24 protein-coding genes are annotated in these 24,192 nt (G+C 72.6%); 13 read left to right on the plus strand and 11 right to left on the minus strand.

Annotated features, from left to right (window positions below):
* Positions 1–44: 44 nt before the first annotated feature.
* The 4 genes from IE118_RS31345 to IE118_RS31360 all read right to left on the minus strand — a co-directional run bounded on the left by IE118_RS31345 (position 45) and on the right by IE118_RS31360 (position 3,583).
* A complete protein-coding gene (locus IE118_RS31345) occupies positions 45–770 on the minus strand; it encodes a response regulator transcription factor (protein WP_189561482.1) in 726 nt (241 codons plus the stop codon).
* Between the two features lie 73 nt (positions 771–843).
* Complete coding sequence (locus IE118_RS31350; RefSeq protein WP_189561483.1) at positions 844–1,455, minus strand: FMN reductase; 612 nt, start codon at positions 1,453–1,455, stop codon at positions 844–846.
* A complete protein-coding gene (locus tag IE118_RS31355) occupies positions 1,452–2,546 on the minus strand; it encodes an LLM class flavin-dependent oxidoreductase (RefSeq protein WP_189561484.1) in 1,095 nt (364 codons plus the stop codon). The genes IE118_RS31350 and IE118_RS31355 overlap by 4 nt, the downstream gene beginning before the upstream one ends.
* Before the next feature lie 146 nt (positions 2,547–2,692).
* Positions 2,693–3,583: an NADP-dependent oxidoreductase gene (locus IE118_RS31360; RefSeq protein WP_189561485.1), complete on the minus strand. Its 891-nt coding sequence runs from the start codon at positions 3,581–3,583 to the stop codon at positions 2,693–2,695.
* Positions 3,584–3,708: 125 nt separating this feature from the next.
* Here IE118_RS31360 and IE118_RS31365 point away from each other — a divergent pair, with 125 nt between their 5' ends.
* Positions 3,709–4,110 carry a winged helix-turn-helix transcriptional regulator gene (locus IE118_RS31365; protein ID WP_189561486.1) on the plus strand — a complete coding sequence of 134 codons (402 nt, stop codon included), beginning with the start codon at positions 3,709–3,711 and terminating at the stop codon, positions 4,108–4,110.
* Between the two features lie 14 nt (positions 4,111–4,124).
* On the opposite strand, the gene IE118_RS31370 is transcribed toward IE118_RS31365, so the two are convergent.
* Positions 4,125–4,601 carry a MarR family winged helix-turn-helix transcriptional regulator gene (locus tag IE118_RS31370; RefSeq protein WP_189561487.1) on the minus strand — a complete coding sequence of 159 codons (477 nt, stop codon included), beginning with the start codon at positions 4,599–4,601 and terminating at the stop codon, positions 4,125–4,127.
* A 105-nt stretch (positions 4,602–4,706) separates the two neighbouring features.
* Here IE118_RS31370 and IE118_RS31375 point away from each other — a divergent pair, with 105 nt between their 5' ends.
* Complete coding sequence (locus IE118_RS31375) at positions 4,707–5,042, plus strand: YnfA family protein (RefSeq protein WP_189561488.1); 336 nt, start codon at positions 4,707–4,709, stop codon at positions 5,040–5,042.
* Positions 5,043–5,108: 66 nt separating this feature from the next.
* Entirely contained in the window at positions 5,109–5,885 is a 777-nt protein-coding gene (locus tag IE118_RS31380) for an SDR family NAD(P)-dependent oxidoreductase (RefSeq protein WP_189561489.1), read from the plus strand.
* A 72-nt stretch (positions 5,886–5,957) separates the two neighbouring features.
* Here the strand turns inward: IE118_RS31380 and IE118_RS31385 are convergent, their stop codons facing one another.
* On the minus strand, positions 5,958–7,151 hold the full coding sequence (locus tag IE118_RS31385; RefSeq protein WP_189561490.1) for an RtcB family protein: 1,194 nt from the start codon (positions 7,149–7,151) through the stop codon (positions 5,958–5,960).
* Between the two features lie 216 nt (positions 7,152–7,367).
* On the opposite strand from IE118_RS31385, the gene IE118_RS31390 reads away from it, so the two are divergent.
* From IE118_RS31390 to IE118_RS31400, 3 genes are all read left to right on the plus strand, one after another.
* Positions 7,368–8,201, plus strand: a complete 834-nt coding sequence (locus IE118_RS31390) for a DUF3558 domain-containing protein (protein ID WP_189561491.1) — start codon at positions 7,368–7,370, stop codon at positions 8,199–8,201.
* 118 nt (positions 8,202–8,319) lie between these two features.
* Positions 8,320–9,162 (plus strand): DUF3558 family protein, encoded by an 843-nt coding sequence (locus tag IE118_RS31395; RefSeq protein WP_189561492.1) that lies wholly within the window; start codon positions 8,320–8,322, stop codon positions 9,160–9,162.
* 88 nt (positions 9,163–9,250) lie between these two features.
* The gene (locus IE118_RS31400; protein ID WP_189561493.1) at positions 9,251–10,621 is read left to right on the plus strand and encodes a DUF2637 domain-containing protein; all 1,371 of its coding nucleotides are present in this window, start codon (positions 9,251–9,253) and stop codon (positions 10,619–10,621) included.
* 69 nt (positions 10,622–10,690) lie between these two features.
* On the opposite strand, the gene lysS is transcribed toward IE118_RS31400, so the two are convergent.
* Positions 10,691–12,433, minus strand: a complete 1,743-nt coding sequence (gene lysS, locus IE118_RS31405; RefSeq protein WP_189561494.1) for a lysine--tRNA ligase — start codon at positions 12,431–12,433, stop codon at positions 10,691–10,693.
* A 245-nt stretch (positions 12,434–12,678) separates the two neighbouring features.
* Between lysS and argS the strand changes: the two genes are divergently transcribed.
* Complete coding sequence (gene argS / locus IE118_RS31410; RefSeq protein WP_189561495.1) at positions 12,679–14,427, plus strand: arginine--tRNA ligase; 1,749 nt, start codon at positions 12,679–12,681, stop codon at positions 14,425–14,427.
* 71 nt (positions 14,428–14,498) lie between these two features.
* On the opposite strand, the gene IE118_RS31415 is transcribed toward argS, so the two are convergent.
* Positions 14,499–15,443: a hypothetical protein gene (locus IE118_RS31415; protein WP_189561496.1), complete on the minus strand. Its 945-nt coding sequence runs from the start codon at positions 15,441–15,443 to the stop codon at positions 14,499–14,501.
* Between the two features lie 184 nt (positions 15,444–15,627).
* Positions 15,628–17,286, minus strand: coding sequence for a helix-turn-helix domain-containing protein (locus IE118_RS31420; RefSeq protein ID WP_189561497.1), 1,659 nt, complete (start codon positions 17,284–17,286; stop codon positions 15,628–15,630).
* A gap of 212 nt (positions 17,287–17,498) precedes the next feature.
* On the opposite strand from IE118_RS31420, the gene IE118_RS31425 reads away from it, so the two are divergent.
* Positions 17,499–18,245 carry a DUF4232 domain-containing protein gene (locus IE118_RS31425; protein ID WP_189561498.1) on the plus strand — a complete coding sequence of 249 codons (747 nt, stop codon included), beginning with the start codon at positions 17,499–17,501 and terminating at the stop codon, positions 18,243–18,245.
* On the opposite strand, the gene hemB is transcribed toward IE118_RS31425, so the two are convergent.
* Positions 18,239–19,240 (minus strand): porphobilinogen synthase, encoded by a 1,002-nt coding sequence (gene hemB / locus IE118_RS31430; RefSeq protein WP_189561499.1) that lies wholly within the window; start codon positions 19,238–19,240, stop codon positions 18,239–18,241. The genes IE118_RS31425 and hemB overlap by 7 nt on opposite strands.
* Before the next feature lie 117 nt (positions 19,241–19,357).
* On the opposite strand from hemB, the gene IE118_RS31435 reads away from it, so the two are divergent.
* A complete protein-coding gene (locus tag IE118_RS31435; protein ID WP_189561500.1) occupies positions 19,358–20,122 on the plus strand; it encodes an alpha/beta fold hydrolase in 765 nt (254 codons plus the stop codon).
* Positions 20,123–20,138: 16 nt separating this feature from the next.
* On the opposite strand, the gene IE118_RS31440 is transcribed toward IE118_RS31435, so the two are convergent.
* Positions 20,139–20,633, minus strand: coding sequence for a hypothetical protein (locus tag IE118_RS31440; protein ID WP_189561501.1), 495 nt, complete (start codon positions 20,631–20,633; stop codon positions 20,139–20,141).
* A 116-nt stretch (positions 20,634–20,749) separates the two neighbouring features.
* Here IE118_RS31440 and IE118_RS31445 point away from each other — a divergent pair, with 116 nt between their 5' ends.
* Genes IE118_RS31445 through IE118_RS31460 form a run of 4 tightly spaced genes read left to right on the plus strand, consistent with a single transcriptional unit; the run spans position 20,750 to position 24,162 of the window.
* Positions 20,750–21,355 carry a LysE family translocator gene (locus IE118_RS31445; RefSeq protein WP_189561502.1) on the plus strand — a complete coding sequence of 202 codons (606 nt, stop codon included), beginning with the start codon at positions 20,750–20,752 and terminating at the stop codon, positions 21,353–21,355.
* A 1-nt stretch (position 21,356) separates the two neighbouring features.
* On the plus strand, positions 21,357–22,088 hold the full coding sequence (locus tag IE118_RS31450; protein ID WP_189561503.1) for a B3/B4 domain-containing protein: 732 nt from the start codon (positions 21,357–21,359) through the stop codon (positions 22,086–22,088).
* Between the two features lie 11 nt (positions 22,089–22,099).
* Positions 22,100–23,599 (plus strand): MocR-like pyridoxine biosynthesis transcription factor PdxR, encoded by a 1,500-nt coding sequence (pdxR, locus tag IE118_RS31455; protein WP_189561504.1) that lies wholly within the window; start codon positions 22,100–22,102, stop codon positions 23,597–23,599.
* Between the two features lie 35 nt (positions 23,600–23,634).
* The gene (locus IE118_RS31460) at positions 23,635–24,162 is read left to right on the plus strand and encodes an SMI1/KNR4 family protein (RefSeq protein WP_189561505.1); all 528 of its coding nucleotides are present in this window, start codon (positions 23,635–23,637) and stop codon (positions 24,160–24,162) included.
* The last annotated feature ends 30 nt before the right edge of the window (positions 24,163–24,192 follow it).

A 24,192-nucleotide genomic window follows, 5' to 3' on the forward strand; every position in this document is an offset into this window, starting at 1 on the left:
CGGGCGGTCCGTCCGCGCCGCCCGTCGTCCCGCGCGCGGACACCTCAGCCCTCCCGCAGCACGTAACCCACCCCGCGCACCGTGTGGATGAGCTGGGGCGATCCGGGCTCGTCGAGCTTGCGGCGCAGGTAGCCGACGTAGACGGCGAGGTTCTTGGAGCCGGGGCCGAAGTCGTAGCCCCAGATGCGGTCGTAGATCGTGGCGTGTTCGAGGACGACGCCGGCGTGCCGGATCAGCAGTTCCAGCAGTTCGAACTCGGTGCGGGTCAGTTCCAGCTCCCGCCCGCCCCGCCAGGCCCGGCGCGCCTGCGGGTCCATGCGCAGTCCGGCCGCCTCGACGTACCGGCCGGAGGGCCCCGGCCGCGGCTCCGGCACGGGCTCGGGGGCCGGTACGGGGGCGACGGGGGCCGCGCGGCGCAGCAGGGCACGCAGCCGGGCGAAGACCTCCTCGACGTCGAACGGCTTGACGACGTAGTCGTCGGCGCCCGCGTCCAGTCCCGCGATCCGGTCGGCGGTCTCCACCAGCGCGGTCAGTATCAGCACGGGCGTGCGGTCGCCCTCGGCACGCAGCACCCGGCACACCTGGAGCCCGTCGATGCCGGGCATCATCACGTCCAGCACCAGGACGTCGGGCCGGCTCCGGTGGACCTGCGCGAGGGCCTCGACACCGTCGGCGACGGCCGTGACCCGGTAGCCCTCCAGGGTCAGGGCGCGCTCCAGGGCGTTGCGGATGGCGCGGTCGTCTTCGGCGAGCAGAACGGTGTGCGGCACGCGCCCAGTGTGCCAACCACGGACATGCCCCGGCCCCGGCGGACGGCGCCGGGGCCCGCTTCTTACCCGTATCTCACCCGGCGGGCCGCAGCGCCGCCAGCCGCTCCGCGAAGGGGGTGACCTCCTCGAAGGAGTCCCGCCGGGGCTCCGGACGGGCGGCGGCGAGGCCCGCCGTCAGCGCGGCCAGCTCACCGGCCGCCCGCTCGATGCGCCCGTCCAGCCCCTCGGCACCCCAGTCCTCGGAGGCCGCGTACACGCCGGTCGGCACGACGACGGCCCGCAGGTAGGAGAAGAGCGGACGCAGCGCGTGGTCCAGCACCAGCGAGTGCCGGGCGCTGCCGCCGGTCGCGGCGATCAGCACCGGCTTCCCGGCGAGCGCGTCGGGGTCGGTGACGCTCAGCGCGTCGAAGAACGACTTGAACAGCCCGCTGTACGACGCCGAGAACACCGGGGTGACCACGATCAGCCCGTCGGCCCCCGTCACGACGTCGAACGCGTCCGCCAGCGCCCCGCCGGGGAACCCGTTGGTGAAGGTGTGCGCGATCTCCACGGCGAGGTCGCGCAGCTCGATCACCCGGACCTCCGCGTCCCCGGCCGCGGGGGCGGCGACGGCGGCCAGCCGGTCCGCGAGCAGCCGGGTGGACGACGGCACGCTCAGTCCGGCCGATACGACGACGAGCCTCATGCCCGTGCTCCTTCCTTCCGCCGGGCGGTGGCCAGCAGCGAACTGTGGGTCGGCGCGTCCGGCACGTCCGCCGGACGGTTCTTGGCGAACTCCTCGCGCAGCACCGGCACGACCTCCTCGCCGAGCAGGTCGAGCTGTTCCAGCACGGTCTTCAGCGGCAGTCCGGCGTGGTCCATCAGGAAGAGCTGGCGCTGGTAGTCACCGGCGTAGTCGCGGAAGGCCAGCGTCTTCTCGATGACCTGCTGCGGGGAGCCCACGGTCAGCGGCGTCTGCGCGGTGAACTCCTCCAGCGAGGGCCCGTGGCCGTAGACCGGCGCCACGTCGAAGTAGGGGCGGAACTCGCGCACCGCGTCCTGCGAGTTCTTCCGCATGAACACCTGGCCGCCCAGGCCGACGATCGCCTGCTCGGGCGTGCCGTGCCCGTAGTGGGCGTACCGGTTGCGATACAGCTCGACCATGCGCTTGGTGTGGTCGGCCGGCCAGAAGATGTTGTTGTGGAAGAAGCCGTCGCCGTAGTACGCGGCCTGCTCGGCGATCTCCGGCGAGCGGATGGAGCCGTGCCAGACGAACGGCGGCACGTCGTCCAGCGGGCGGGGCGTGGAGGTGAAGCCCTGGAGGGGAGTGCGGAACGTGCCCTCCCAGTCGACGACGTCCTCGCGCCACAGCCGGTGCAGCAGGGCGTAGTTCTCGACGGCGAGGTTGATGCCCTGGCGGATGTCCTTGCCGAACCAGGGGTAGACCGGGCCGGTGTTGCCGCGGCCCATCATCAGGTCCATCCGGCCGTCGGCCAGGTGCTGGAGCATCGCGAAGTCCTCGGCGATCTTCACCGGGTCGTTGGTGGTGATCAGCGTGGTCGAGGTGGAGAGGACGAGCTTCTCCGTGCGGGCCGCGATGTAGCCGAGCATGGTGGTCGGCGAGGACGGCACGAACGGCGGGTTGTGGTGCTCACCGGTGGCGAAGACGTCCAGGCCCACCTCCTCGGCCTTCAGCGCGATGGCGACCATGGCCTTGATGCGCTCGCGCTCGGTCGGCGTGCGCCCCGTGGTCGGGTCGGGCGTGACATCCCCGACCGTGAAGATCCCGAACTGCATGGCCGCTCACCCTCCAGGTTGTTGACGGTTCAACTATACCCCTGGAACGACACCCCGTCCCGCGCTATTCCCCGACGAGCACCCCGACGCACCCGACGTCGAGCACCCCCCGACGTCCCCGGCGCCGGGTACCCCCGTCGGCGCGCCTACGGCACCAGCACCAGCCGTCCCCGCACCCCGCCCTCCGCCAGCCGCGCGTGCGCCTTCACCGCGTCGGCCAGCGCGTACGTGTCCGCGACCCGCGGCGTCAGCACCCCCTCGTCCACCAGCCGCACCAGCTCCGCCAGCCGCACCCCGTCCGCGACCACCTCGACGGCGGCCACCCGCACCCCGCGCTCCCCCGCCGGCTCCGCCCGCGGGATCAAACCGGTGTACGCGCCCCCGTCCCGCACCCACGCCAGCGCCCGCTCGCCGAGCACCGCCGCGTCCAGCACGGCGTCGAAGCTCCCCGCCCGCACCTCGCCATCCGTGAAGCGCGCGGCACCGAAGGAGCGCACGAGCTCCTCGTCGTCCTCCCGCGCCAGGGCGGTGACGGCGACCCCCCGGTGGGCGGCGAGCTGGACGGCGTAGCCGCCGACCGCGCCCGCCGCGCCCGTCACCAGCAGCGAACCGCCCTCGGGCACCGCCAGCAGGTCCAGGCCCTGCGCGGCCGTCAGCGCGTTCAGCGGCAGCGCGGCCGCGTGCGCCGCGTCGACCGTCCGGGGCGCCCGCGCCACCGCGTCCGCCGGCACGACGACGTACTCGGCGTGCGTCCCCAGCGGCTTCGCCAAGCCGTGGGCGAGCGCGACCACCTCGTCACCGGCGCTCCACCCCGCCCCCGCCCCGACCGCGTCGACGGTCCCCGCGACGTCCCATCCGAGCCCGACCACCCCGCCCGTCCCGCCGAAGACGCCGGCCCTGATCCCCGCGTCCACCGGGTTCAGGGCCGCCGCCGCGACCTCGATCCGCACCTGCCCGGCCTCCGGCTCCGGCACCTCCACGTCCACGACCCGCACGGCCTCGGGCCCGCCGAACGACGTCACCACTGCTGCACGCATGACGAAAACTCCCTGATGGTGGCTGTTCACCACGGTTCCTCCGCGGCTGACCACAACCCTAGGAAGAGTTACTATCCAGAAGTAAGTAGTTACCTCAGAGTGCGTTTGTCTCCGGAAGGTGAGCCATGGCGACCACGACGGCGGCCCAGCGGCGGGAACAGGCACGCGCCGAGTACGACGCGTTCCTCAAGGGCTGCCCCACCAACCAGCTCCTGGACCGCATCAGCGACAAGTGGGTCGCCCTGGTCGTCAGCGCCCTCGCCCCCGGGCCCATGCGCTACAGCGACCTCGGCCGCAGGATCGCCGGCGTCAGCCCCAAGATGCTCACCCAGACCCTGCGCACACTGGAACGCGACGGCCTCCTCACCCGCACCGTCACCCCGTCCGTCCCCGTCCGCGTCGACTACGCGCTCACCCCGCTCGGCACGAGCCTCAGCCTGCTCCTGACCGCCGTGAAGGACTGGGCGGAGACCCACTTCGACGAGGTCCACCGCGCCCGCGAGCACTACGACACCGAAACCGGCTGACCGCACCACCCGCCCTACCCGACCTCCCCGGCCCGCAGCCGCGCCGCCTGCTCCGCCCCGAAGTCCGTCGTGCGCCGCAGATGATCGGTGAACAGAGCGAGCTCGGAGTCGTCCAGGTCGTCGAAGAACGCCACCCAGCCGCCCCCGATGCGCTCCCACACCCGCTCGAACTCCGCGGCCTTCTCCGGCACCGGCGCCACCAGCACCAGCCGCCGGTCCGCCGCGTCCCGCTCCCGCACCACGTAGCCCGCCCGCTCGAGACGGTCCACCAGCCGCGTCGCCGACCCGGTCGTCAGCCCCGTCAGCTCCGCGATCCGCCCGGTCGTCACCGGGCCGCCCTCCAGCGTCAGCAGGTTCAGGCACTGCAGGTCCGTGGGATGCAGCCCCAGGTGGTCGGCGAGCGCCTGGTTGAACAGCGCGTACGACGCCATGTACCGCCGGGACACCGCCGCCAGCTCCGCCATCAGCCGCGGCCGCGCGCTCACCGGCATGCCCGTACCTCCCTGTCCGTCGGATGTACCGCATGTATCCCCGCCCCGGCCCCCACCAGGCGCCCTCCAACAGGTGACGCACGGCCCGCATGCGAAGCTGCGGACATGCTCATCCTCCGCTCCGCCGCCCTGTTCGTCCTCGCCGCGCTGCTCGAGATCGGCGGCGCGTGGCTGGTCTGGCAGGGCGTACGGGACAACCGCGGCTGGATGTGGGCGGCCGGCGGCGTCCTCGCCCTCGGCGCCTACGGCTTCGTCGCCACCTTCCAGCCGGACGCCCACTTCGGCCGCGTCCTCGCCGCGTACGGGGGCATCTTCGTCGCCGGCTCCCTGCTGTGGGGCGCGGTCGCCGACGGCTACCGCCCGGACCGCTGGGACATCACCGGCGCCCTGGTCTGCCTCGCGGGCATGGCCGTGATCATGTGGGCCCCGCGCAACGGCTGACCCCCCGCCCGGCACCCCCGCCTATGCTGACCGGGCACGCCACCCCACCGCCCGAGGAGCAGCCCCATGGCCACCGCCGCACCGCCCGCCGCGTCCCGTATCGCCGTCGTCACGGGCGCGAGCAGCGGAATCGGCGCCGCCACGGCACGCCGGCTCGCCGGGGCCGGCTACCGCGTCGTCCTCACCGCCCGCCGCAAGGACCGCATCGAGGCCCTCGCCGAGGAGATCACCGCCGCCGGCCACGCGGCCACGGCCTACCCCCTCGACGTCACCGACCGCGCGGCCGTCGACGAGTTCGCCACCGCCTTCAAGACCGTCGGCGTCCTCGTCAACAACGCCGGCGGCGCACTCGGCGCCGACCCGGTCGCCACCGGCGACCCGGAGCAGTGGCGCACCATGTACGAGACGAACGTCCTCGGCACCCTCCACCTCACCCAGGCCCTGCTCCCCAAGCTCGACGCGAGCGGCGACGGCACGGTCGTGGTCGTCTCCTCCACCGCCGCCCACGCCACCTACGAGGGCGGCGCGGGCTACGTCGCCGCCAAACACGGCGCCCACGTCCTCGCCGAGACCCTCCGCCTGGAGATCGTCGGCCGCCCGGTCCGCGTCATCGAGATCGCGCCCGGCATGGTCAGGACCGAGGAGTTCGCCCTCACCCGCTTCGGCGGCGACACGGAGCGGGCCGAGAAGGTCTACCAGGGTGTGGCGAACCCCCTCACGGCGGACGACGTCGCCGACACCATCACCTGGGCGGTGACCCGCCCGCCCCACGTCAACATCGACCTCCTGGTCGTCCGCCCCCGCGCCCAGGCCTCCAACACCAAGGTGCACCGCGAGGCGTGAGGCCGGCGCGGCGACGCACGCGAAGGGCGGGTCCCCGGCCGGGGGCCCGCCCTCCTCGTCGCCTCCGCCGGGTCAGCCCTTGACGCAGACGACCTGCTTCAGCTTCGCGACGACCTCCACGAGGTCCCGCTGCTGGTCGATGACCTGCTCGATCGGCTTGTACGCGGCCGGGATCTCGTCCACGACACCGGAGTCCTTGCGGCACTCCACGCCCCGCGTCTGCTCCTCCAGGTCCCTGGTGGAGAAGCGCCGCTTCGCCGCGTTGCGGCTCATCCGCCGACCGGCGCCGTGCGACGCCGAGTTGAAGGACTTGGTGTTCCCGAGGCCCTTGACGATGTAGGAGCCCGTGCCCATCGAGCCCGGGATGATCCCGTACTCGCCGGAACCCGCGCGGATCGCGCCCTTGCGGGTCACCAGCAGGTCCATGCCGTCGTAACGCTCCTCGGCCACGTAGTTGTGGTGCGCGCTGATCTCCGGCTCGAAGGACGGCCCGGCCTTCTTGAACTCCTTGCGGACCACGTCCTTCAGGAGCGCCATCATGATCGAGCGGTTGTACTTCGCGTACTCCTGGGCCCAGAACAGGTCGTTGCGGTATGCGGCCATCTGCGGGGTGTCCGCGACGAAGACGGCGAGGTCGCGGTCGACCAGGTTCTGGTTGTGCGGGAGCTTCTGGGCGATGCCGATGTGGTGCTCGGCGAGTTCCTTGCCGATGTTCCGGGAGCCGGAGTGCAGCATCAGCCAGACGGACCCGTCCGTATCGGTGCACACCTCTACGAAATGGTTCCCGCCACCCAGGGTTCCCATCTGCTTCGTCGCCCGCTCCTGACGGAACCTGACCGCCTCCGCCACTCCGCCGAAGCGCCCCCAGAAGTCGTCCCAGCCGGCCGTCGCCAGTCCGTGGAAGCGGCCGGGCTCGACCGGGTCGTCGTGCATGCCCCGGCCCACCGGGATCGCCTGCTCGATCTTCGACCGCAGCCGGGAGAGGTCGCCCGGGAGGTCGTTCGCCGTCAGGGAGGTCCGCACGGCCGACATGCCGCAGCCGATGTCGACGCCCACCGCCGCCGGGCAGACCGCACCGCGCATCGCGATGACCGAACCGACCGTCGCGCCCTTGCCGTAGTGCACGTCCGGCATCACGGCCAGCCCCTTGATCCACGGCAGGGTGGCGACGTTCCGCAGTTGCTGGAGCGCGCCCTCCTCCACCGTCGCGGGATCGGCCCACATCCGGATCGGTACCTTCGCGCCCGGCATTTCCACGTACGACATAACGCCTCATTCCCCCGAAAGAAAAACAGAAGTCCGTAAAGAGCAAAACCGGCGCCAAGGTCACGGAAAAGGGATGACGGACCGGCGTCCACGGCAGTGCGTGCGATACACATTGTCTGCGAAGGGCGCCCCCCTGCGGCAAGCGATTAACCAGCGGGGACACTGGGAAGGCCCGGCGGGCACCGGCCCGCACCCACCGTCGAGAGGAGCCCGACCGTGCTGCGGAGGGCGTACGTACCCGGCGTCGCCGCGCTCCTGGCGGCCGTACTGGCCGGCTGCACCGGCAGCTCGGACGACGGCGGACCGTCGGACAACTCCAACCCGGGCAGCGCCGGTACGGCGTCCCCGGCGGCCCAGCCCGGCCGGTACGCCACGCTGCCCGAGCCGTGCGGCGTGGTCGACGGCCGGACGCTCGACGAACTCCTGCCCGGCATCGGCGAGATGACCGACGAGGCCAGGCGCGAGAAGGCGTACGGGGGCGAGGCGACGCTCACCTACGACACCGACCGCAAGGTGGGCTGCCGTTGGAAGGTGGAGTCGGCCGAGGCCACCAACCACCTGCTGGTCGACTTCGAACGGGTCGTCTCCTACGACAACGCGGTCAGCGACGACGCCCAGGCCGAGGAGCTGTTCGCGACGAAGCAGTCGGCGGCCGAACTGCCCGAGCCGGTGGTGACGTCGACGGGCTCCCCCTCGCCCTCCTCGTCCACGTCCTCCTCCCCTTCCTCCCCTTCCTCCTCCACCGGGCCGTCCGGGGCCGCGGGTTCGTCCCCGTCCTCCTCCGCCTCGCCCTCCGTGTCCCCGGCCGATCTGCAGCCCCGAGTGCTGGAGGACCTGGGCGACGAGGCGTTCCTCGACGACGCGCTCGACAGCGCCGGTTCGACCGCCCGGCAGCGCACGGTGACTGTGGCGTTCCGCACGTCCAACGTGATGGTGACCGTCGAGTACGCGGAGCAGCCGATGACCGTCGGCACGGTCCCGGACAGCAAGGAAATGCAGGACAGGGCCAGGAAACTGGCTGCCGAGCTGGCCGATTCACTGGGCGGCTGAGTCTCTTTCCCGCCCTCTGAGGCCCCGTGCGCGAAGCAGGCGAAGAGGGACCGCACGGGTGACTCAACGCGTACCGTGACCCCTCGGACCCGATCCGACGGCAGGGAACACGAGCGTCATGAGTGAAGGAACCATGCAGCGACGAGCACAGCGTGAGCAGCAGTCCGGTCAGAGAGTGAAGCGTCTTCGCCGCGTCCTTGTCTGCGCGGCTGCCGTCCCGGTGATGCTGGGCGCCGCCGGCTGCTCCTCGGACTCCGGCTCCGACGACGGCAAGGACAAGGCCTCCGGCGCCGCCGCCCCGACGTCCGCCGCCCCGTCGCCCACCGTGCAGGCCGCGGCGTACCAGAGGCTTCCCGAGGCGTGCGGGGTGCTGTCGAAGAAGACCCTGGAGGACCTGGCCCCGAAGGCGAAGTCGGGCAAGGAGGGCGGCTCGGACGACGTGTCGACCCGCGCCAGCTGCTCCTGGAACAGCCTGGACAACAACGGGGTGAAGGGCTCGCAGTTCCGCTGGCTGAACGTGTCGCTGCTGCGTTTCGACTCCGACACCACCCGTGGTGCGGGCGACAAGCTGGCCCAGCAGTACTACGACAAGCAGGTGCGGGACGCCCAGGCGACCGAGGGCGCGCAGGGCGCGAAGGCGGAGCCGGTCAGCGGGACCGGTGACGAGGCCACGGCGGTGCGTTACGAGCTGAAGAAGAAGGAAGGCACCTTCAAGCAGCAGACGGTGGTGGTCCGCGTGGAGAACGTGGTCGTCACCCTCGACTACAACGGTGCCGGTCTGGCCGGGGACAAGGCGCCGGACGCCGCGGACCTGATGAAGGACGCCCAGAAGGCGGCCAAGGAGGCCGTGACGTCGGTCACCAAGGCCAACGGGCCCGGCGGGAGCGCGGGTTCGCCGTCGAAGTCCGCCTCCCGGGCGCCGTCCGCCTCGGCCACGAAGCCCGCTTCCGACCAGGGCTGAGCCCGCTGAAGCAGAACCGGCCACCCGTCTCCCGCACACATGTGCCACTCTGTTGCGCGCAACAACACGCACTGGGAGGGGAGTACGGGTGGCCGCGCCCATTCAGCTGACACGGACGCACCGGGTTCTCATCGGCGTGGTCGTCTTCGGTGCCGTGATCATCGCCGGGATCGGCTTCGCCGGTTCGTACGCGGCGGTCCGTGAACTGGCCCTGCAGAAGGGCTTCGGGAACTTCAGCTACGTCTTCCCGATCGGCATCGACGCCGGTATCTGCGTCCTGCTGGCGCTGGACCTGCTGCTGACCTGGATCCGCATCCCCTTCCCGCTGCTGCGGCAGACGGCGTGGCTGCTGACGGCGGCGACGATCGCGTTCAACGGCGCCGCGGCGTGGCCGGATCCGCTCGGTGTGGGCATGCACGGGGTGATCCCCATCCTGTTCGTCGTCTCGGTGGAGGCGGCGCGGCACGCGATCGGCCGGATCGCCGACATCACCGCCGACAAGCACATGGAGGGCGTCCGGCTGACCCGCTGGATGCTGTCGCCGGTGCCGACGTTCCTGCTGTGGCGGCGGATGAAGCTGTGGGAGCTGCGCTCCTACGAGCAGGTGATCAAGCTGGAGCAGGAGCGGCTGGTCTACCAGGCCCGGCTGCGTTCCCGCTTCGGGCGTTCCTGGCGCCGCAAAGCCCCGGTCGAGTCCCTGATGCCGCTGCGGCTCGCCAAGTACGGCGTGCCCCTGGCCGAGACGGCCCCGGCGGGTCTGGCGGCGGCGGGCATCGAGCCCGCGCTGATCCCGCCGGCCCCGGAGGTGTCCGCCGTTTCCCGTGCGGAGGTCACCGCCGGCGGTCCCGTCGACGCCCCGGCCGCGGGCGGTCGTGCCGCGGGGACGGCGCAGGTGGGCGACGGGGGTGCCGGCCGGGCCGTGCAGGCGCTGGAGGGGGCGCCGTCCGGCGGGCAGGGCGCGGAGGTCCAGGGCCGTCACGGCGCCGGGGTGCCGGACGGGACCGCCCAGGACCAGAACCTGTGGCTGCACGCCCGCGACCCCCGCACCGTCGAGTACCAGGGCGGCTACGACCCGACGTACGACCCGGACGAGGAGTACGCCCGCTGGTACGCGGAGCAGCAGCACGCCGAGCAGTACCGGGACCAGTACCAGGAGGAGCCGCCGCTGCAGGAGCCCTCTCCGGAGGAGACCGGCAGCTTCCCCATCCCCGTCGTGCCCGGCGGCCGCACCCGCGAGCTCGGGGAGGGCGGCGGCACCCCCGCCGCCGACCCGGACGAGGAGGCGTACTACCAGGTGTTCCGCCAGTCGATAGACGGCAGCTACCCGACGCCCCGGGTCCTGGGCGACAACATCGAGGCGACCTACGGCACGACGCTGAGCCCGAGCGCCCTGAAGACGCTCGCCGAGCGTTTCCAGGCGCGTCACACGGCGGAGATGGAAGAGGACCACATCGCCTAGCGGCGGTCACGACGCGCGGAGGGGGCGTCCGGTGCCGTCGGCACCGGACGCCCCCTCCGTGGTCCTCGGCTACTCCCCGAGCAGGGCCCGCACCCGGTCCTGCCCCACCGCGAGCAGCAGCGTGGGCAGCCGGGGCCCGGTGTCCCGCCCGACCAGCAGGTGGTACAGCAGCGCGAAGAACGACCGCTGGGCGGTCTTGATCTCCGGCGGCAGTTCCTTGGGCGTGGCGTCGGCGGAGAAGCCCGCCTGGACCTTGGGCACGCCGTAGACGAGGTGGGTGAGCCCGTCCAGCGACCAGTTGTCGGCGAGTCCGTCGAGCAGCAGCCGCAGCGACTGCTGTCCCTGCTCGTCGAGCGACTTCAGCAGTTCCGCGTCGGGCTCGGCACGGACGATGGTGCGCTGGTCGGCGGGGACGTGGTGGTTGATCCACGCCTCGGCCCTGTCGTAGCGCGGCCGGGCCTCGTCCAGCGAGCCGAGCGGGTTCGACGGGTCGAGGTCGCTGAGGATGCGCAGCGCCTGGTCCTCGTGGCCGGCGGTGATGTCGGCCACCGAGGCGAGCGTGCGGTACGGCAGCGGCCGGGGGGTCCTCGGCAGTTCACCGCTCGCGGTGCGCACCGCGCGGGAGTGCGCGGCGGCGTCGGCGGGCAGGGCGCTGCCGTCGGCGACCTTGGCGTCGAGGCGGTCCCACTCGTCGTAGAGCCGCTGGATCTCCTGGTCGAAGGCGATCTTGAAGGACTGGTTGGGCCGGCGGCGGGCGTACAGCCAGCGCAGCAGCTGCGGCTCCATGATCTTCAGGGCGTCGCCCGGGGTGGGGACCCCGCCCTTCGAGGAGGACATCTTCGCCATGCCGCTGATGCCGACGAAGGCGTACATCGGCCCGATGGGCTGCTCGCCGCCGAAGATGCCGACGATCTGCCCGCCGACCTGGAACGAGGAGCCGGGGGACGAGTGGTCGACGCCGCTGGGCTCGAAGATCACGCCCTCGTACGCCCACCGCATGGGCCAGTCGACCTTCCAGACCAGCTTGCCGCGGTTGAACTCGTTGAGCCGGACGGTCTCCGAGAAGCCGCACACCGTGCAGGCGTAGGTCAGCTCGGTGGAGTCGTCGTCGTAGGAGGTGACGGTGGTGAAGTCCTTCTCGCAGTTGCCGCAGTACGGCTTGTACGGGAAGTACCCGGCCGTGCCCGAGCTGCCGTCGTCCTCGGCGGCGGCGCCGGAGCCCTCGGCGGCCTCCAGCTCGGCCTCGTCGACGGGCTTCTGCTGCTGCTTCTTCGCCGGGGTCTTCTTGGTGCGGTACTGGGCGAGGATCGCGTCGATGTCACCGCGGTGCCTCATCGCGTGCAGGACCTGCTCGCGGTAGACGCCGGAGGTGTACTGCTCCGTCTGGCTGATGCCGTCGAACTCCACGCCCATCGCGGCCAGCGACTCGACCATGGCGGCCCGGAAGTGCTCGGCCCAGTTCGGGTGGGCGGAGCCGGCGGGGGCGGGGACGGAGGTCAGCGGCTTGCCGATGTGCTCGGACCACGACTCGTCGACCCCGGGGACACCGGCGGGGACCTTGCGGTACCGGTCGTAGTCGTCCCAGGAGATCAGGTGCCGGACCTGGTGGCCGCGGCGGCGGATCTCGTCGGCGACGAGGTGGGGGGTCATGACCTCGCGGAGGTTGCCCAGGTGGATCGGGCCGGAGGGGGAGAGTCCGGACGCGACGACAACAGGTTTGCCCGGGGCCCGACGCTCCGACTCCTCGATGACCTCATCCGCGAAACGGGAGACCCAGTCGGTGGTCTCGGTGCTCTGAGCCACGATCGGCACGTCCTTCTTTCTGCTGGAGCAGCCGGTACGGTCGCACGGCTGACCGCTCCATTCTCCCAGCATCGGCGGCGACGGCGAAAACGCCTTTTCACCGGCTCGCGCGGGGGTGCGGGCCGTGCCGGTGCGTGCCCCACCGCTCCTTGACCGGCGGCGCCCGGCGCTCCGCGGCCGAGAAAACCGCTTTACCCCGCATGGGATACTGACCGTGTCTATCTGCACCCACGAGGAGAACGGCACCCACTCCTATGGCCTCGGTCACACCGCTCACCGATCTCGTCAACCAGCAGCTCGCATCCGCCCTCTCGGTCACCCAGCCGGAGGCGGACCCGCTGCTGCGACGAAGCGACCGGGCGGACTTCCAGGCCAACGGCATCCTCGCACTGGCCAAGCAGGCGAAGGCGAACCCGCGGGAGCTGGCCGCCGAGGTCGTGGCACGCATCACGACCGGTGACCTGATCAAGGACGTCGAGGTCTCCGGCCCCGGCTTCCTCAACATCACCGTCGCCGACCGGGCGATCACCGGGAACCTCGCCGCGCGGCACGCGGACGGCGAGCGCCTCGGCGTGCCGCTGAAGGCGGACGCGGGCGTCACGGTCGTCGACTACGCCCAGCCGAACGTGGCGAAGGAGATGCACGTCGGCCACCTGCGGTCGGCGGTCATCGGCGACGCGCTGCGCGCCATGCTCGACTTCACCGGCGAGAAGACGATCGGCCGGCACCACATCGGCGACTGGGGCACCCAGTTCGGCATGCTCATCCAGTACCTGTTCGAGCACCCGGGCGAGCTGGCCCCGGCGGCCGAGGTCGACGGCGAGCAGGCCATGAGCAACCTGAACCGCGTCTACAAGGCCTCGCGGGCGCTCTTCGACGCGGACGAGGAGTTCAAGGAGCGGGCCCGGAAGCGGGTGGTCGCCCTGCAGTCCGGCGACAAGGAGACGCTCGAACTGTGGCAGCAGTTCGTGGACGAGTCGAAGGTGTACTTCTACTCGGTCTTCGAGAAGCTCGACATGGAGATCCGCGACGAGGAGATCGTCGGGGAGTCCGCGTACAACGAGGGCATGCCCGAGACGGCCCGGCTTCTGGAGGAGTCGGGTGTCGCGGTGCGTTCCGAGGGCGCGCTGGTGGTCTTCTTCGACGAGATCCGCGGCAAGGACGACCAGCCGGTCCCGCTGATCGTGCAGAAGGCCGACGGCGGCTTCGGCTACGCGGCCTCCGACCTGACGGCGATCCGCAACCGCGTCGTCGACCTGCACGCGACGACGCTGCTGTACGTCGTCGACGTGCGCCAGTCGCTGCACTTCCGGATGGTCTTCGAGACGGCCCGCCGGGCGGGCTGGCTGAACGACGACGTCACCGCGCACAACATGGGCTACGGCACGGTGCTCGGCGCGGACGGCAAGCCGTTCAAGACGCGTGAGGGCGAGACCGTGCGCCTGGAGGACCTGCTGGACGAGGCGGTGCAGCGGGCCGCGGAGGTCGTGCGGGAGAAGGCCCGGGACCTCACCGAGGACGAGATCCGGGAGCGGGCCGAGCAGGTCGGCATCGGAGCCGTGAAGTACGCGGACCTGTCGACCTCGCCGAACCGCGACTACAAGTTCGACCTGGACCAGATGGTCTCGCTCAACGGCGACACCAGCGTGTACCTCCAGTACGCCTACGCCCGTATCCAGTCCATCCTCCGCAAGGCCGGCGAGGTCCGCCCCGCCGCCCACCCGGAGCTGGAGCTGCACGGGGCGGAGCGCGCGCTGGGCCTGCACCTGGACGCGTTCGGGGACACGGTCTTCGAGGCGTCCGCGGAGTACGCGCCGCACAAGCTGGCCGCCTACCTGTACCAGTTGGCGTCGCTGTACACGTCGTTCTACGACAAGTGCCCGGTGCTGAAGGCCGATTCGCCGGAGCAGGTGGAGAACCGCCTCTTCCTGTGCGACCTGACGGCCCGCACGCTGCACCGGGGCATGGCGCTGCTGGGCATCCGCACGCCCGAGCGGCTCTGAGACCCGCTCACCGGAACACGGCGCGCGGCCCGCGCTCCCCCCGGGGGAGTGCGGGCCGCGCCGTCCGGGGGTCAGGCGTAGTAGTGGATCGTGCCGCGCAGGGCGGGCTCGGCGCCCTCGCAGTGCTGGACGAACGTGGCGGCGAGTGCCGTGACGGTGTCGTCGTCGTCCCGGGCGAGCTTGGTGATCGTGAAGCTGCCCGTGACGGTGTTGCAGCCGAAGCCGGAGGCGCTGAGGAGTCCGACACCGGGTCCCGTGCTCTCCGCCGCCCGGTAGGTGCGGCCGGCCTCCAGCCGTTCCCCGGTGGGCGGCGCCAGCAGGACCGACCAGCGCTCCCGCTTGCCCTCGGCGCGGAAGGACACTCCGCCCACGCCCCAGCCGTCCAGCGAGAACAGGCTGCTCGCGCCGGTGTGGGTCAGGGTGCGCCCCTGTCCGGCGTAGTCCCCCGGCTCGCTGCGGTAGGTGTAAGACAGCGGGTACGCGCGGTACTTGACGACGCCCGTGAGGGCGGGGGCGTCCGCGGTGTCGCAGCGCTGGGTGTAGGTGGCGTCGAGCACGGTGACGGCACCGGAGGCGTCCGCCTCGATCTGGTGGATCGTGAACCGGCCGTGGACGATGTTGCAGCCGCGGGACTGTCCGCTGACGTCGAGCCCGGGGGCGCGGCCGGTCCGGGACGACGCCCGCTCGGCGTCGCGGTAGACGCCGGGGTGCAGCTTCTCACCGGCGGGGGCGGCGAGTTCGACCTCCCACCATTCGGTGTCGCTCTCCGCCCGTAGGCGCACCCCTTCGAGGGCGCCGTCGACGGTGATGCGTGCCGTCGACGGTGTGTGGGCGACGCTGCCGCCCTGGCCGATCCAGTCACCCGCCTCGCTGGTGTGGCGGTAGCTGGTGACGGCTCTGGGCGTGCCGTCGGCGGCGGTGGCGGGCTGGACCAGGCCCGTGGTGAGTCCGAGTGCGACGGTCAGGCTCGTCAGGGCGCCGAGCAGGCCGCGTCGCCATCCGGTGCGGGTACGCACGGATGCCTCCCCTTGATAGGCCGGGCGTCCGACCGACGCCCGGACGGGTGTCACCTGTGACAGGCCACACCTGTCCCACGCGCCTTCACACAAACCGCTGGAATCGCACATTCCTCAACGTGTCGACGGCGGGTCCTCCCGCGGGGTCGATCCGGCGACGGCCGCCACCCGGCTACCCGGCCGGCTACCCGGCCTGGTCGCCGGCCGCGGTCGTGCCCTCCGGCACCCACTCCTCGCCGCCGAGCGGGAACTCGTACGCCGGGCGCCCGTTGTTGCCGCTGGTGCGGAAGGGCCGGCCCTTGTCGTCCACGGTGAGGGTGCCGCTGCGGGAGCCGCTGGACCACTTCAGCTCCAGGTACCAGCTCACGTCGTAGGCGGAGGCGTCGGCGGTGACGTAGTAGACCTCGGGGTCCGACTCGCTCACCGAGAACGGGAAGTCCCGCTGCCCGGACTCCGGGGTCACCACCGGGCGTGCGGCGTCGAGGGCGACGGTGAAGGACCGCGTGGGCACGGCGCCGCCGCAGCCCACGCCGGGGTAGCCCATCGCGAAGTCGTTCCAGGCGAGCGGCGACCGCTTGCCCGCCACCCGCACGCTGAGCCCCTCGACGACCACCGTCTCGTCACCGGTCCCCTGGACCGTGAGCCGCAGGAACTGCTCCTCCGAGGAGACCGCCCCGAACGAACTGACCCACGCCGTCGCGTCCGACTCCTCCGGCGGCGGTCTCACCTCGCTCGCCGGCCTGTTGATCAGATACCGCTGCGAGCAGGGGTCCTGCCAGGCGTACGGCTCGGTCCGCACGGTCAGCGGCACGGCGGCCCCGGCGCCCTCACCCGCCGGGGCGGTGGAGGCCGTGGCCGGGGTGCGGGGCGACTCCTCGGCCTTGGCGGAGGGGGACGCCGAGGAGGACGCGGAAGCGGAGACGGAGGCGGAGGCGGAGGGTGACGCGGCCGCGCCCCCGGTCCTGCCCGCCCCGGCGGCGCCGGGGACCGTGGCTGCCGCCGGGCCCTTCCGGTCGCCACCGCTCCCGTCGTCACCGCCCGGCAGACCCAGGGCGAGGGCGACCCCGCCCACCACGGCGGCCACGGCGATCCCCGCGAGGACGGCGGTGCGGGTGCGGGTACGGCGGGGGCGGGTACGGACCTCACCGGGACGGGTGACGTCGGGGGCCTCGGGCTGCGGGGCCCGCGCCGCTGGGGTTCCCGCCGCCGGGGTCCGCGCCGGGGTCCGCGCCGCCGGGAGCTCCGGCGTCGGAGTCTCCGCCGCCGGGACCCGCACCGTCGAGGGCTCCGCCGCCGGGGCCTCCGCCCCCGGGATCCGCTCGGCCGGAGTCTCTGCCTCCCGGGCCTCCGCTCCCGCCTCCCGGGTGTCCGCCTCCAGGCCCGTGGGCCGGTCTGCGGGCCCGCTCGTGGGCCGGTCTGCGAACCCGCTCGTGGGCCGGGCCGCCGTCGGCCGTCCAGCCGCCGGCCGGCTGTCGGGGTCCTGCGCCCGGCGCATCGTGTCCGTCGCCGGCTCGCCGGGGCTCGCCGGCTCCCCGACGGGTGCCGACGGGGTCACGGGCGCCGCTCCCCCGGTGACCGGTGTCCCCTTCTTCCCCCGCACCGCGTCCGCGAGCACCCACCGCCGGTGCAGCTCGACCAGTTCCCCGGGGCCCGCCTTGCACAGCCGGGCCAGCCGTTCCACCGGCGCGTAGTCCGTCGGCACCGCGTCTCCGTTGCAGTACCGGTGCAGCGTCGACGTACTCATGTGGAGCCGTTTGGCGAGCACTCCGTAGCTGAGCCCCGACCGCTCCTTCAACTGCCGCAGCAGCGCCGCGAACTCCGCCGCAGGCATGTCCTCCGACACCGTCTCTCCTTCCCCCGCGTCCCATTCCACCGTTCCAGGGGACGGTCGTTTCCCCAGGTCACAGCGGTGTGGGCGTTCCAGCGTCCCGGATCCCCCGCCGGATGTGGCGGCCGGGACGGATCTCCCCGCAAACTCTGGTCATCCAAGCACGCCGCTCCCGGCATCCGGTCGAGCGGTACCGCCAACCCCTCACCGAAGACAAGGAATTCGCCATGCGCAGCTCCCGCCTCCGTCTGCTCGCCGCCGCCGGAATCACCCTCGCCACCCTGTCCCTGACGGCCTGCCAGGACGGCACCGGCACCGGGGACGAGGGCGCGTCCGCGCCGAACGCGACGGCGACCGCGGACACGCCCACGGCCCCGTCCTCGAAGCCCGCCACGGACGGCGCCCCGTCCAACGGCCCCTCCCAGGCCGGCGGAGGCACGGGCGGCGACAAGGGCTCGGGCAACGGCTCGGGTTCCGGCTCCGGCTCCGGCTCCGGCAAGGAGAAGGGCGCAGGCCAGGGGAAGGGCTCCGACGACGGCCCCCGGCCCTTCGCCGCCTGCAACGGCTCCAACACCACCGTCACCGTCCAGCCGGTCCCCCGCCCCGTCAACCACATGCTGATCACGGTCAAGAACACCGGATCCAAGCTCTGCGACCTCACCTACTACCCGGTGCTCCGCTTCGACGAGATGCAGTGGGTGCCGCAGCCGGTCGAGGAGAGCAAGCCGCAGGCCGTGGTGAGTCTCAACCCGGGTGAGTCCGCCTACGCGGGTGTCCTGCTGTCGGCCGCCGACGGCAGCGGCGACGGCGGCACCACCGGCCACAGGCTCGCCGTCGGCTTCCAGGGCCGCACCCCGAACAGCGACGGCGGCCCGTCCGCGATCCCGTCGCTGCCGGCCAAGGGCGTGTACTACGACAGCACGCTGGCGGTGACGTACTGGCAGCGGTCGATGGACGACGCCCTCACCTACTGAGCGGCGCTCAGCTTCTGGGCCGCTTCGGTGGCCCAGTAGGTGAGGATGTTGCGCGCGCCGGCCCGCTTGATGCCGGTGAGCGTCTCGAGGATCGCCCGGTCCCGGTCGATCCAGCCCTTCTCGGCGGCGGCCTCGATCATCGAGTACTCACCGGAGATCTGGTACGCCGCCACCGGCACGTCCACCGTGTCCGCGACCCGCGCGAGAATGTCCAGATAGGGGCCCGCCGGCTTCACCATCACCATGTCGGCGCCCTCCTCCAGGTCGAGCGCCAGCTCGCGCATCGACTCGCGGACGTTCGCCGGGTCCTGCTGGTAGGTCTTGCGGTCGCCCTGCAGCGAGGAGGCGACGGCCTCGCGGAACGGCCCGTAGAAGGCGGACGCGTACTTGGCGGTGTACGCCAGGATCGCCACGTCCTCCCGCCCGATCTGGTCGAGGGCGTCGCGGATGACACCGATCTGCCCGTCCATCATCCCGCTCGGGCCGACCACGTGGGCGCCCGCGTCGGCCTGGACCTGTGCCATCTCGGCGTACCGCTCGAGCGTGGCGTCGTTGTCGACGCGCCCCCGCTCGTCCAGCACCCCGCAGTGCCCGTGGTCCGTCGTCTCGTCGAGGCACAGGTCGGACATGACGAGCAGGTCGTCCCCCACCTCGGCCCGCACGTCCCGCAGGGCGACCTGGAGGATCCCGTCCGGGTCGGTCCCCGGCGTCCCGAGGGCGTCCTTCTTCGACTCCTCCGGCACACCGAACAGCATGATCCCGGAGACTCCGGCCGCCACCGCCTCCGCGGCGGCCTTCTTCAGACTGTCCCGGGTGTGCTGCACGACTCCCGGCATCGCCGCGATCGGCACCGGTTCGTCCGCGCCCTCGCGCACGAAGGCGGGGAGGATGAAGTCGGCGGGGTGCAGCCTGGTCTCGGCGACCATGCGCCGCATGGCGGGAGTGGTACGCAGACGCCGCGGCCGCGCGCCGGGGAAGGATCCGTACGTCGTCATACCACCTACGCTACGCCCGCCCCGCCCGTGCCTTTACCGACGGGCAGTCGGCGGCCGCCACCCGGTGTGAGTACCGTTTGTCTCCGTCGTGACCACGCCACCGAGGGGGACCACACCGTGCACAGCGCCGCCGTGACGGCCGAAGGCGACCGCATCCGCTGGGTGGAACTGCCCGGCCGGGACCCCGCCCGCGTCTACGTCCACGGCCTGGGCGCCACCTCTCCCGCCTATTTCACGGCGACCGCGGTCCACCCCCTCCTGGCCGGGCACCGCTCGCTCCTGGTCGACCTCCTCGGCCACGGCCACAGCGACCGCCCCACCTCGTTCGCCTACACCCTGGAGGACCACGCCGACGCGCTCGCCACCGCCCTGCGCGCCGCGGGCGTCACGGGCGCCGAGGTCGTCGCGCACAGCATGGGCGGCTCCGTCGCCGTCGTGCTCGCCGCCCGCCATCCCGACCTGGTGTCCCGGCTCGTCCTGGCCGACGCCAACCTCGACCCGCTGCCCCGCACCCCCGGCGCGTCCGGCAGCAGCGGCATCGCGGCGTACACGGAGCGGGAGTTCGTCTCCGGCGGCTGGCGCGAGGTCCGTGACCGCGCGGGCGCGCACTGGTGGTCGACGATGCGCCTGGCGGGCCTGGAGGCCCTGCACCGCAGCGCCACGCACCTGGTCCGCGGCACGACCCCGACGATGCGCGAACTCCTGCTGACACTCCCCGTCCGCCGGGCGTTCCTGTACCCCGAGGCCGACGGCCCCTTCCCCGGCGCGGCCGAACTCACCACCTCCGGCGTCACGTTGACCGCGATCCCCGACTGCGGCCACAACCTCATGCTGGACAACCCCGAAGCGTTCGCCCGGGCGGTGGCGGAAGCACTCGTCTGACGCCGGCCGTGTGCCGTCAGTTCAGGGTGTACTCGCACTTGTGCGCGCCCTCGACACCGCCCTGGTCCTCGACGACCTTCTTGCCGTCGACGGTGATCGAGCAGGGGGCCGCCCCCAACTGGCCGTTGGACAGCTTCACCGGTCCCGGGACGACGGACACGATGATCCCGACCTTGCGCTCGGTGGGGTTCAAGGTCATCTCGCCCGACTTCTTCCACGGCAGCGTGACCTGCTCGGTGCCGTTCGTGCCGAGGGTGTAGTAGACGCTGGACTTGCCCTCACCACCGACTTCGAGGGTGACCTCGTACGTCTTGTCCTCACCCTCGGAGGATGCCTCGGAGGACGAGGCGGCCGTGCTGCTGCCGGCGCTCCCCTTGTCGTCGCCGTCTCCGCTGCTGCCGCCGCAGGCCGTCATCAGCCCGGCCGCCGCGATGAGCGCCGTCACGGTCATGACCCTGCGCATGTTCTCTCCCCTTCGTACGCACATGACCCGGTGTACGTCATGGGTCATGTGAAGCATCGTATGCATGGCGCTCTTTGGACCTCTCAAGCCGGCCCCTTTTGGATCTGCCCTCCGGACCATCGCCGCATCAGGCTGAGAGGACCATCGACCCCCGGAGGGTTCTCTTGAGTCTCGCTTTCCTGCTGACCACCCTGGTCGTGGTCGTCACACCGGGCACCGGCGTGGTGTACACCCTCGCCGCCGGGCTGTCGCACGGCCGCCGGGCGAGCGTGGTGGCCGCGCTCGGCTGCACCCTCGGTGTCGTGCCGCACCTGCTGGCCACGGTCACCGGCCTCGCCGCGCTGCTGCACACCAGCGCGCTCGCCTACGCGGTGGTGAAGTACCTCGGCGTCGCCTACCTGCTCTACATGGCGTGGGCGACGCTGCGCGACAAGGACGCGCTGACCGTCACGGCGGACGCCGAGCCGCAGCCGGCGCTCCGCGTGATCACCTCCGGAGTGCTCCTCAACGTCCTCAACCCGAAGCTGACGATGTTCTTCGTCGCGTTCCTCCCCCAGTTCGTGCCCGCCGGCACCCCTGGCTCCACCACCCTCATGCTCCAACTCGGAGCCGTCTTCATGGCCTTGACCTTCGTCGTCTTCGCCGCCTACGGCATGTTCGCCGCGGCCGTGCGCGACCGTCTGGCGGTGCGGCCCCGGATCATGACGGGCGTCCGCCGGGTCTTCGCCGTCTGCTTCGTGGGCCTGAGCGCACGGATGGCGGTGGCCTGACATGCGTTTCCGGCACTCCGACGCCCTCCGGTCCGACCATCCCCGCCTCGCCGCGGGCGCGCTGCACACCACCGGTGTCGACCGGAGGGCCGACGTCGGCCCGAGCGTCGCCGAGTACACCGCCCGCGCCCGGGCCCGGCTGGCCGGCGCACCGGAAGGCCAGTTCCCCGAAGTGCTGGCCTGGCGACGGGCGTTCACCCGGATGGGGTTGAAGCCGACGCAGTACCGCTGCGCCTCGGAGTCGCTCCTGCGCCGGCTCCGCAAGGAGGGTTCGCTGCCGCGCATCCACCCGGTCGTCGACCTGTGCAACGCGATCTCCGTCGCGTACGCGGTGCCGGTCGCCGTCCTCGACGCCGACCGCCTCACCGGCCCGCTGCTCGAAGTGCGGTACGCCCGCGGCGACGAGGAGTACACGACCTTCGGCGGCGACCTCGAACACCCCGCGCCCGGCGAGGTGACGTACGCCGACTCCGCCGGGCGCGCGCACGCCCGCCGCTGGACCAACCGGCAGAGCGGCCACTCGGCGGTGGGTGACGGCACCGAGCGAATCCTCGTGGTGACGGAGGCCCTGCACGACGGCGCCGCGGACACCGTCGCGCGGGCGCTGGAGACGATCGCCCGGGACATCGCCGCACACTGGCACACCGCCCCCACGACGGCCCTTCTCACCTCCTCCGCACCGGAGTTCACCCTCACCGACACACCGCTGTCCGGCCGCCGGGCGCCCTGGTGACGCGTGGCACCATGGGTGCGGTGAGCGAGCGGAACGCACCGACGAGCGGTCCGGCGGCGCCCGGCTCCGACTTCCTCCAACTGCGCCCCGACGACGCCCCCTCGGGCGGCAAGGCGGACTGGCTGGCCCAGCGGCTGCGGCAGGCCATCACCGACCGCCGGCTGGCCGTGGGCAGCAGGCTGCCGGCCACCCGGGTGCTCGCCGCCGAACTGCGCGTCTCCCGGGGCGTGGTCACCGAGGCGTACCGGCGGCTCGCCGAGGACGGCCACGTCGAGGGGCGGCGCCGCGGCGGCACCGTCGTCGTCGCGGCACCCCCCACCCCCGTGCCCCCGGCGACCCGCGTACCCCCGGCCGGTCACGCGCCACCGCCGCCCTCCCCCTTCACCGGCGAACCGGACGCCGACGTCTTCGACGCCCTGCGCGCCACCGACGCCCGCATCGACCTCACCCCCGGCCGCCCGGACCTCTCCGCGTTCCCCCGCACGGCCTGGCTGCGGGCCGAACGGGCCGTCCTCGCCGAGCTGTCCGCCACGGACCTCGGCTACGGCGACCCCCGCGGCGCCCCACGGCTGCGCCGCGCCGTCGCCGACTGGCTGGCCCGCAGCCGCGGCATCCGGGTCGAGCCGGACGGCATCCTGATCGTCGCCGGCACCGCCCAGGCCCTCACGCTCCTCAATCCCCTCCTGCTGGCGGACGGCATCACGGATGTCGCGGTGGAGGACCCCGGCTCCCTCGGCACCCGCCAGCACCTGCGCACCGGCGGCCTGACCACCCCGCCGGTGCCGGTCGACACCCACGGCATACGCGTGGACGCGCTGCGCGCCACCGGAGCCGGCGCCGTCCTCCTCACCCCCGCCCACCAGTTCCCCACCGGCGTCGTGACCAGCGGCGAGCGCCGCCGCGAGCTGCTGGGCTGGGCGGCGGACGGCGGGCTGATCCTGGAGGACGACTACGACGCCGAGCACCGCTACGACCGCCCGCCCGTGCCCGCCCTGCGCTCCCTCCTCGCCGGCCGGCTCTGCTACATGGGCAGCGTCTCCAAGCTGCTCGCCCCCGCCCTGCGCATCGGCTGGCTCCTCCCCCCACCCCGCCACCTCCGCGCCCTCACCGACGCCAAACGCTTCGCCGACCTGGGCAACGCCGTCCTCCCCCAGCTCGTCCTGGCCCGGCTGATGGAATCGGGCCAGCTGGAACGCCACCTGCGGCTGCTCCGCTCCCGCCACGTCCGCCGCCGCGACGCCATGATCGACGCCATCGGGCACCACCTCCCGGGCGCGGTCGTCCACGGTGCGGCGGCCGGCCTGCACCTGACGGTCACCTACACCGCGGACGTCCCCGACACCGCACTCGCCGCCGCGGCCCTCACCCACGGCGTGAAGTGCCACCCCCTGTCCTGGCACCGCCAACTCCCCGGCCCCCCCGGCCTCGTCCTCGGCTACGCGGCGGACCCACCCGGCACCCTCACCGAGGGCATCACCCTCCTCGCCCAGTCCCTCCACGACCTGACCTGACGGCCGTTGTCGGCACCGCCCGTTACGGTGCCCGGATGAACCGGACGACCGATGACGACCGCACCCTGCCTCCCGCCCTGGCCGAGCTGGCCCGTACGGAGATCGACTACGCCGACGGCGAGGGGATCGACTTCGAGCCCTACGACGCCTTCGACCCGGCCGAGGAGACCACCGACTGGCTGCGCCAGTGGACGGGGAACGCCGGAGTCGACGGTGACGCGTACCGGGTGTTCGGGCAGGACGGGACCGGCGGCCTCGCGGCCCTCTGGTCCGTGCGGCCGGGCCGTCCCCTCACCGAGCAGCCCGTGGTCTTCCTGGGTTCGGAGGGTGAGCGCGGCGTCGTGGCCGGGAACCTCTCCGACTTCCTGTGGATGCTGGCCGACGGCTGCGGCCCCTGGGAGGCCCTGTTCCACGAGGACCGGGAGCCGCGCCCCGACGCGGTCCTCACCGCCCTGGCGGAACGCCACGCCACCACGCCCCGCCGCCCGGCCCGCACCGTCGTCGCCGAGGCCCGCGCCGAGTTCCCGACCTTCGCCGAGGACATCGAGGCCCTCTGCCGCTGACCCACATCTCTCCCCTTCGACGACCGCGAC

It is taken from the genome of Streptomyces pilosus (assembly GCF_014649835.1).
GTDB lineage: Bacteria > Actinomycetota > Actinomycetes > Streptomycetales > Streptomycetaceae > Streptomyces > Streptomyces pilosus.

Excerpts from the sequence above, each read along its gene's own strand:
- IE118_RS31350 (WP_189561483.1), bottom strand. The coding sequence starts at position 1,455 with ATGAGGCTCGTCGTCGTATCGGCCGGACTGAGCGTGCCGTCGTCCACC.
- IE118_RS31375 (WP_189561488.1), top strand. The coding sequence starts at position 4,707 with ATGCTCATCCTCCGCTCCGCCGCCCTGTTCGTCCTCGCCGCGCTGCTC.
- IE118_RS31425 (WP_189561498.1), top strand. The coding sequence starts at position 17,499 with ATGCGCAGCTCCCGCCTCCGTCTGCTCGCCGCCGCCGGAATCACCCTC.
- argS (WP_189561495.1), top strand. The coding sequence starts at position 12,679 with ATGGCCTCGGTCACACCGCTCACCGATCTCGTCAACCAGCAGCTCGCA.
- IE118_RS31370 (WP_189561487.1), bottom strand. The coding sequence starts at position 4,601 with ATGCCGGTGAGCGCGCGGCCGCGGCTGATGGCGGAGCTGGCGGCGGTG.
- IE118_RS31365 (WP_189561486.1), top strand. The coding sequence starts at position 3,709 with ATGGCGACCACGACGGCGGCCCAGCGGCGGGAACAGGCACGCGCCGAG.
- IE118_RS31380 (WP_189561489.1), top strand. The coding sequence starts at position 5,109 with ATGGCCACCGCCGCACCGCCCGCCGCGTCCCGTATCGCCGTCGTCACG.
- IE118_RS31460 (WP_189561505.1), top strand. The coding sequence starts at position 23,635 with ATGAACCGGACGACCGATGACGACCGCACCCTGCCTCCCGCCCTGGCC.
- IE118_RS31395 (WP_189561492.1), top strand. The coding sequence starts at position 8,320 with ATGAGTGAAGGAACCATGCAGCGACGAGCACAGCGTGAGCAGCAGTCC.
- IE118_RS31440 (WP_189561501.1), bottom strand. The coding sequence starts at position 20,633 with ATGACCCATGACGTACACCGGGTCATGTGCGTACGAAGGGGAGAGAAC.
- IE118_RS31360 (WP_189561485.1), bottom strand. The coding sequence starts at position 3,583 with ATGCGTGCAGCAGTGGTGACGTCGTTCGGCGGGCCCGAGGCCGTGCGG.
- IE118_RS31385 (WP_189561490.1), bottom strand. The coding sequence starts at position 7,151 with ATGTCGTACGTGGAAATGCCGGGCGCGAAGGTACCGATCCGGATGTGG.
- IE118_RS31355 (WP_189561484.1), bottom strand. The coding sequence starts at position 2,546 with ATGCAGTTCGGGATCTTCACGGTCGGGGATGTCACGCCCGACCCGACC.
- hemB (WP_189561499.1), bottom strand. The coding sequence starts at position 19,240 with ATGACGACGTACGGATCCTTCCCCGGCGCGCGGCCGCGGCGTCTGCGT.
- IE118_RS31450 (WP_189561503.1), top strand. The coding sequence starts at position 21,357 with ATGCGTTTCCGGCACTCCGACGCCCTCCGGTCCGACCATCCCCGCCTC.
- pdxR (WP_189561504.1), top strand. The coding sequence starts at position 22,100 with ATGGGTGCGGTGAGCGAGCGGAACGCACCGACGAGCGGTCCGGCGGCG.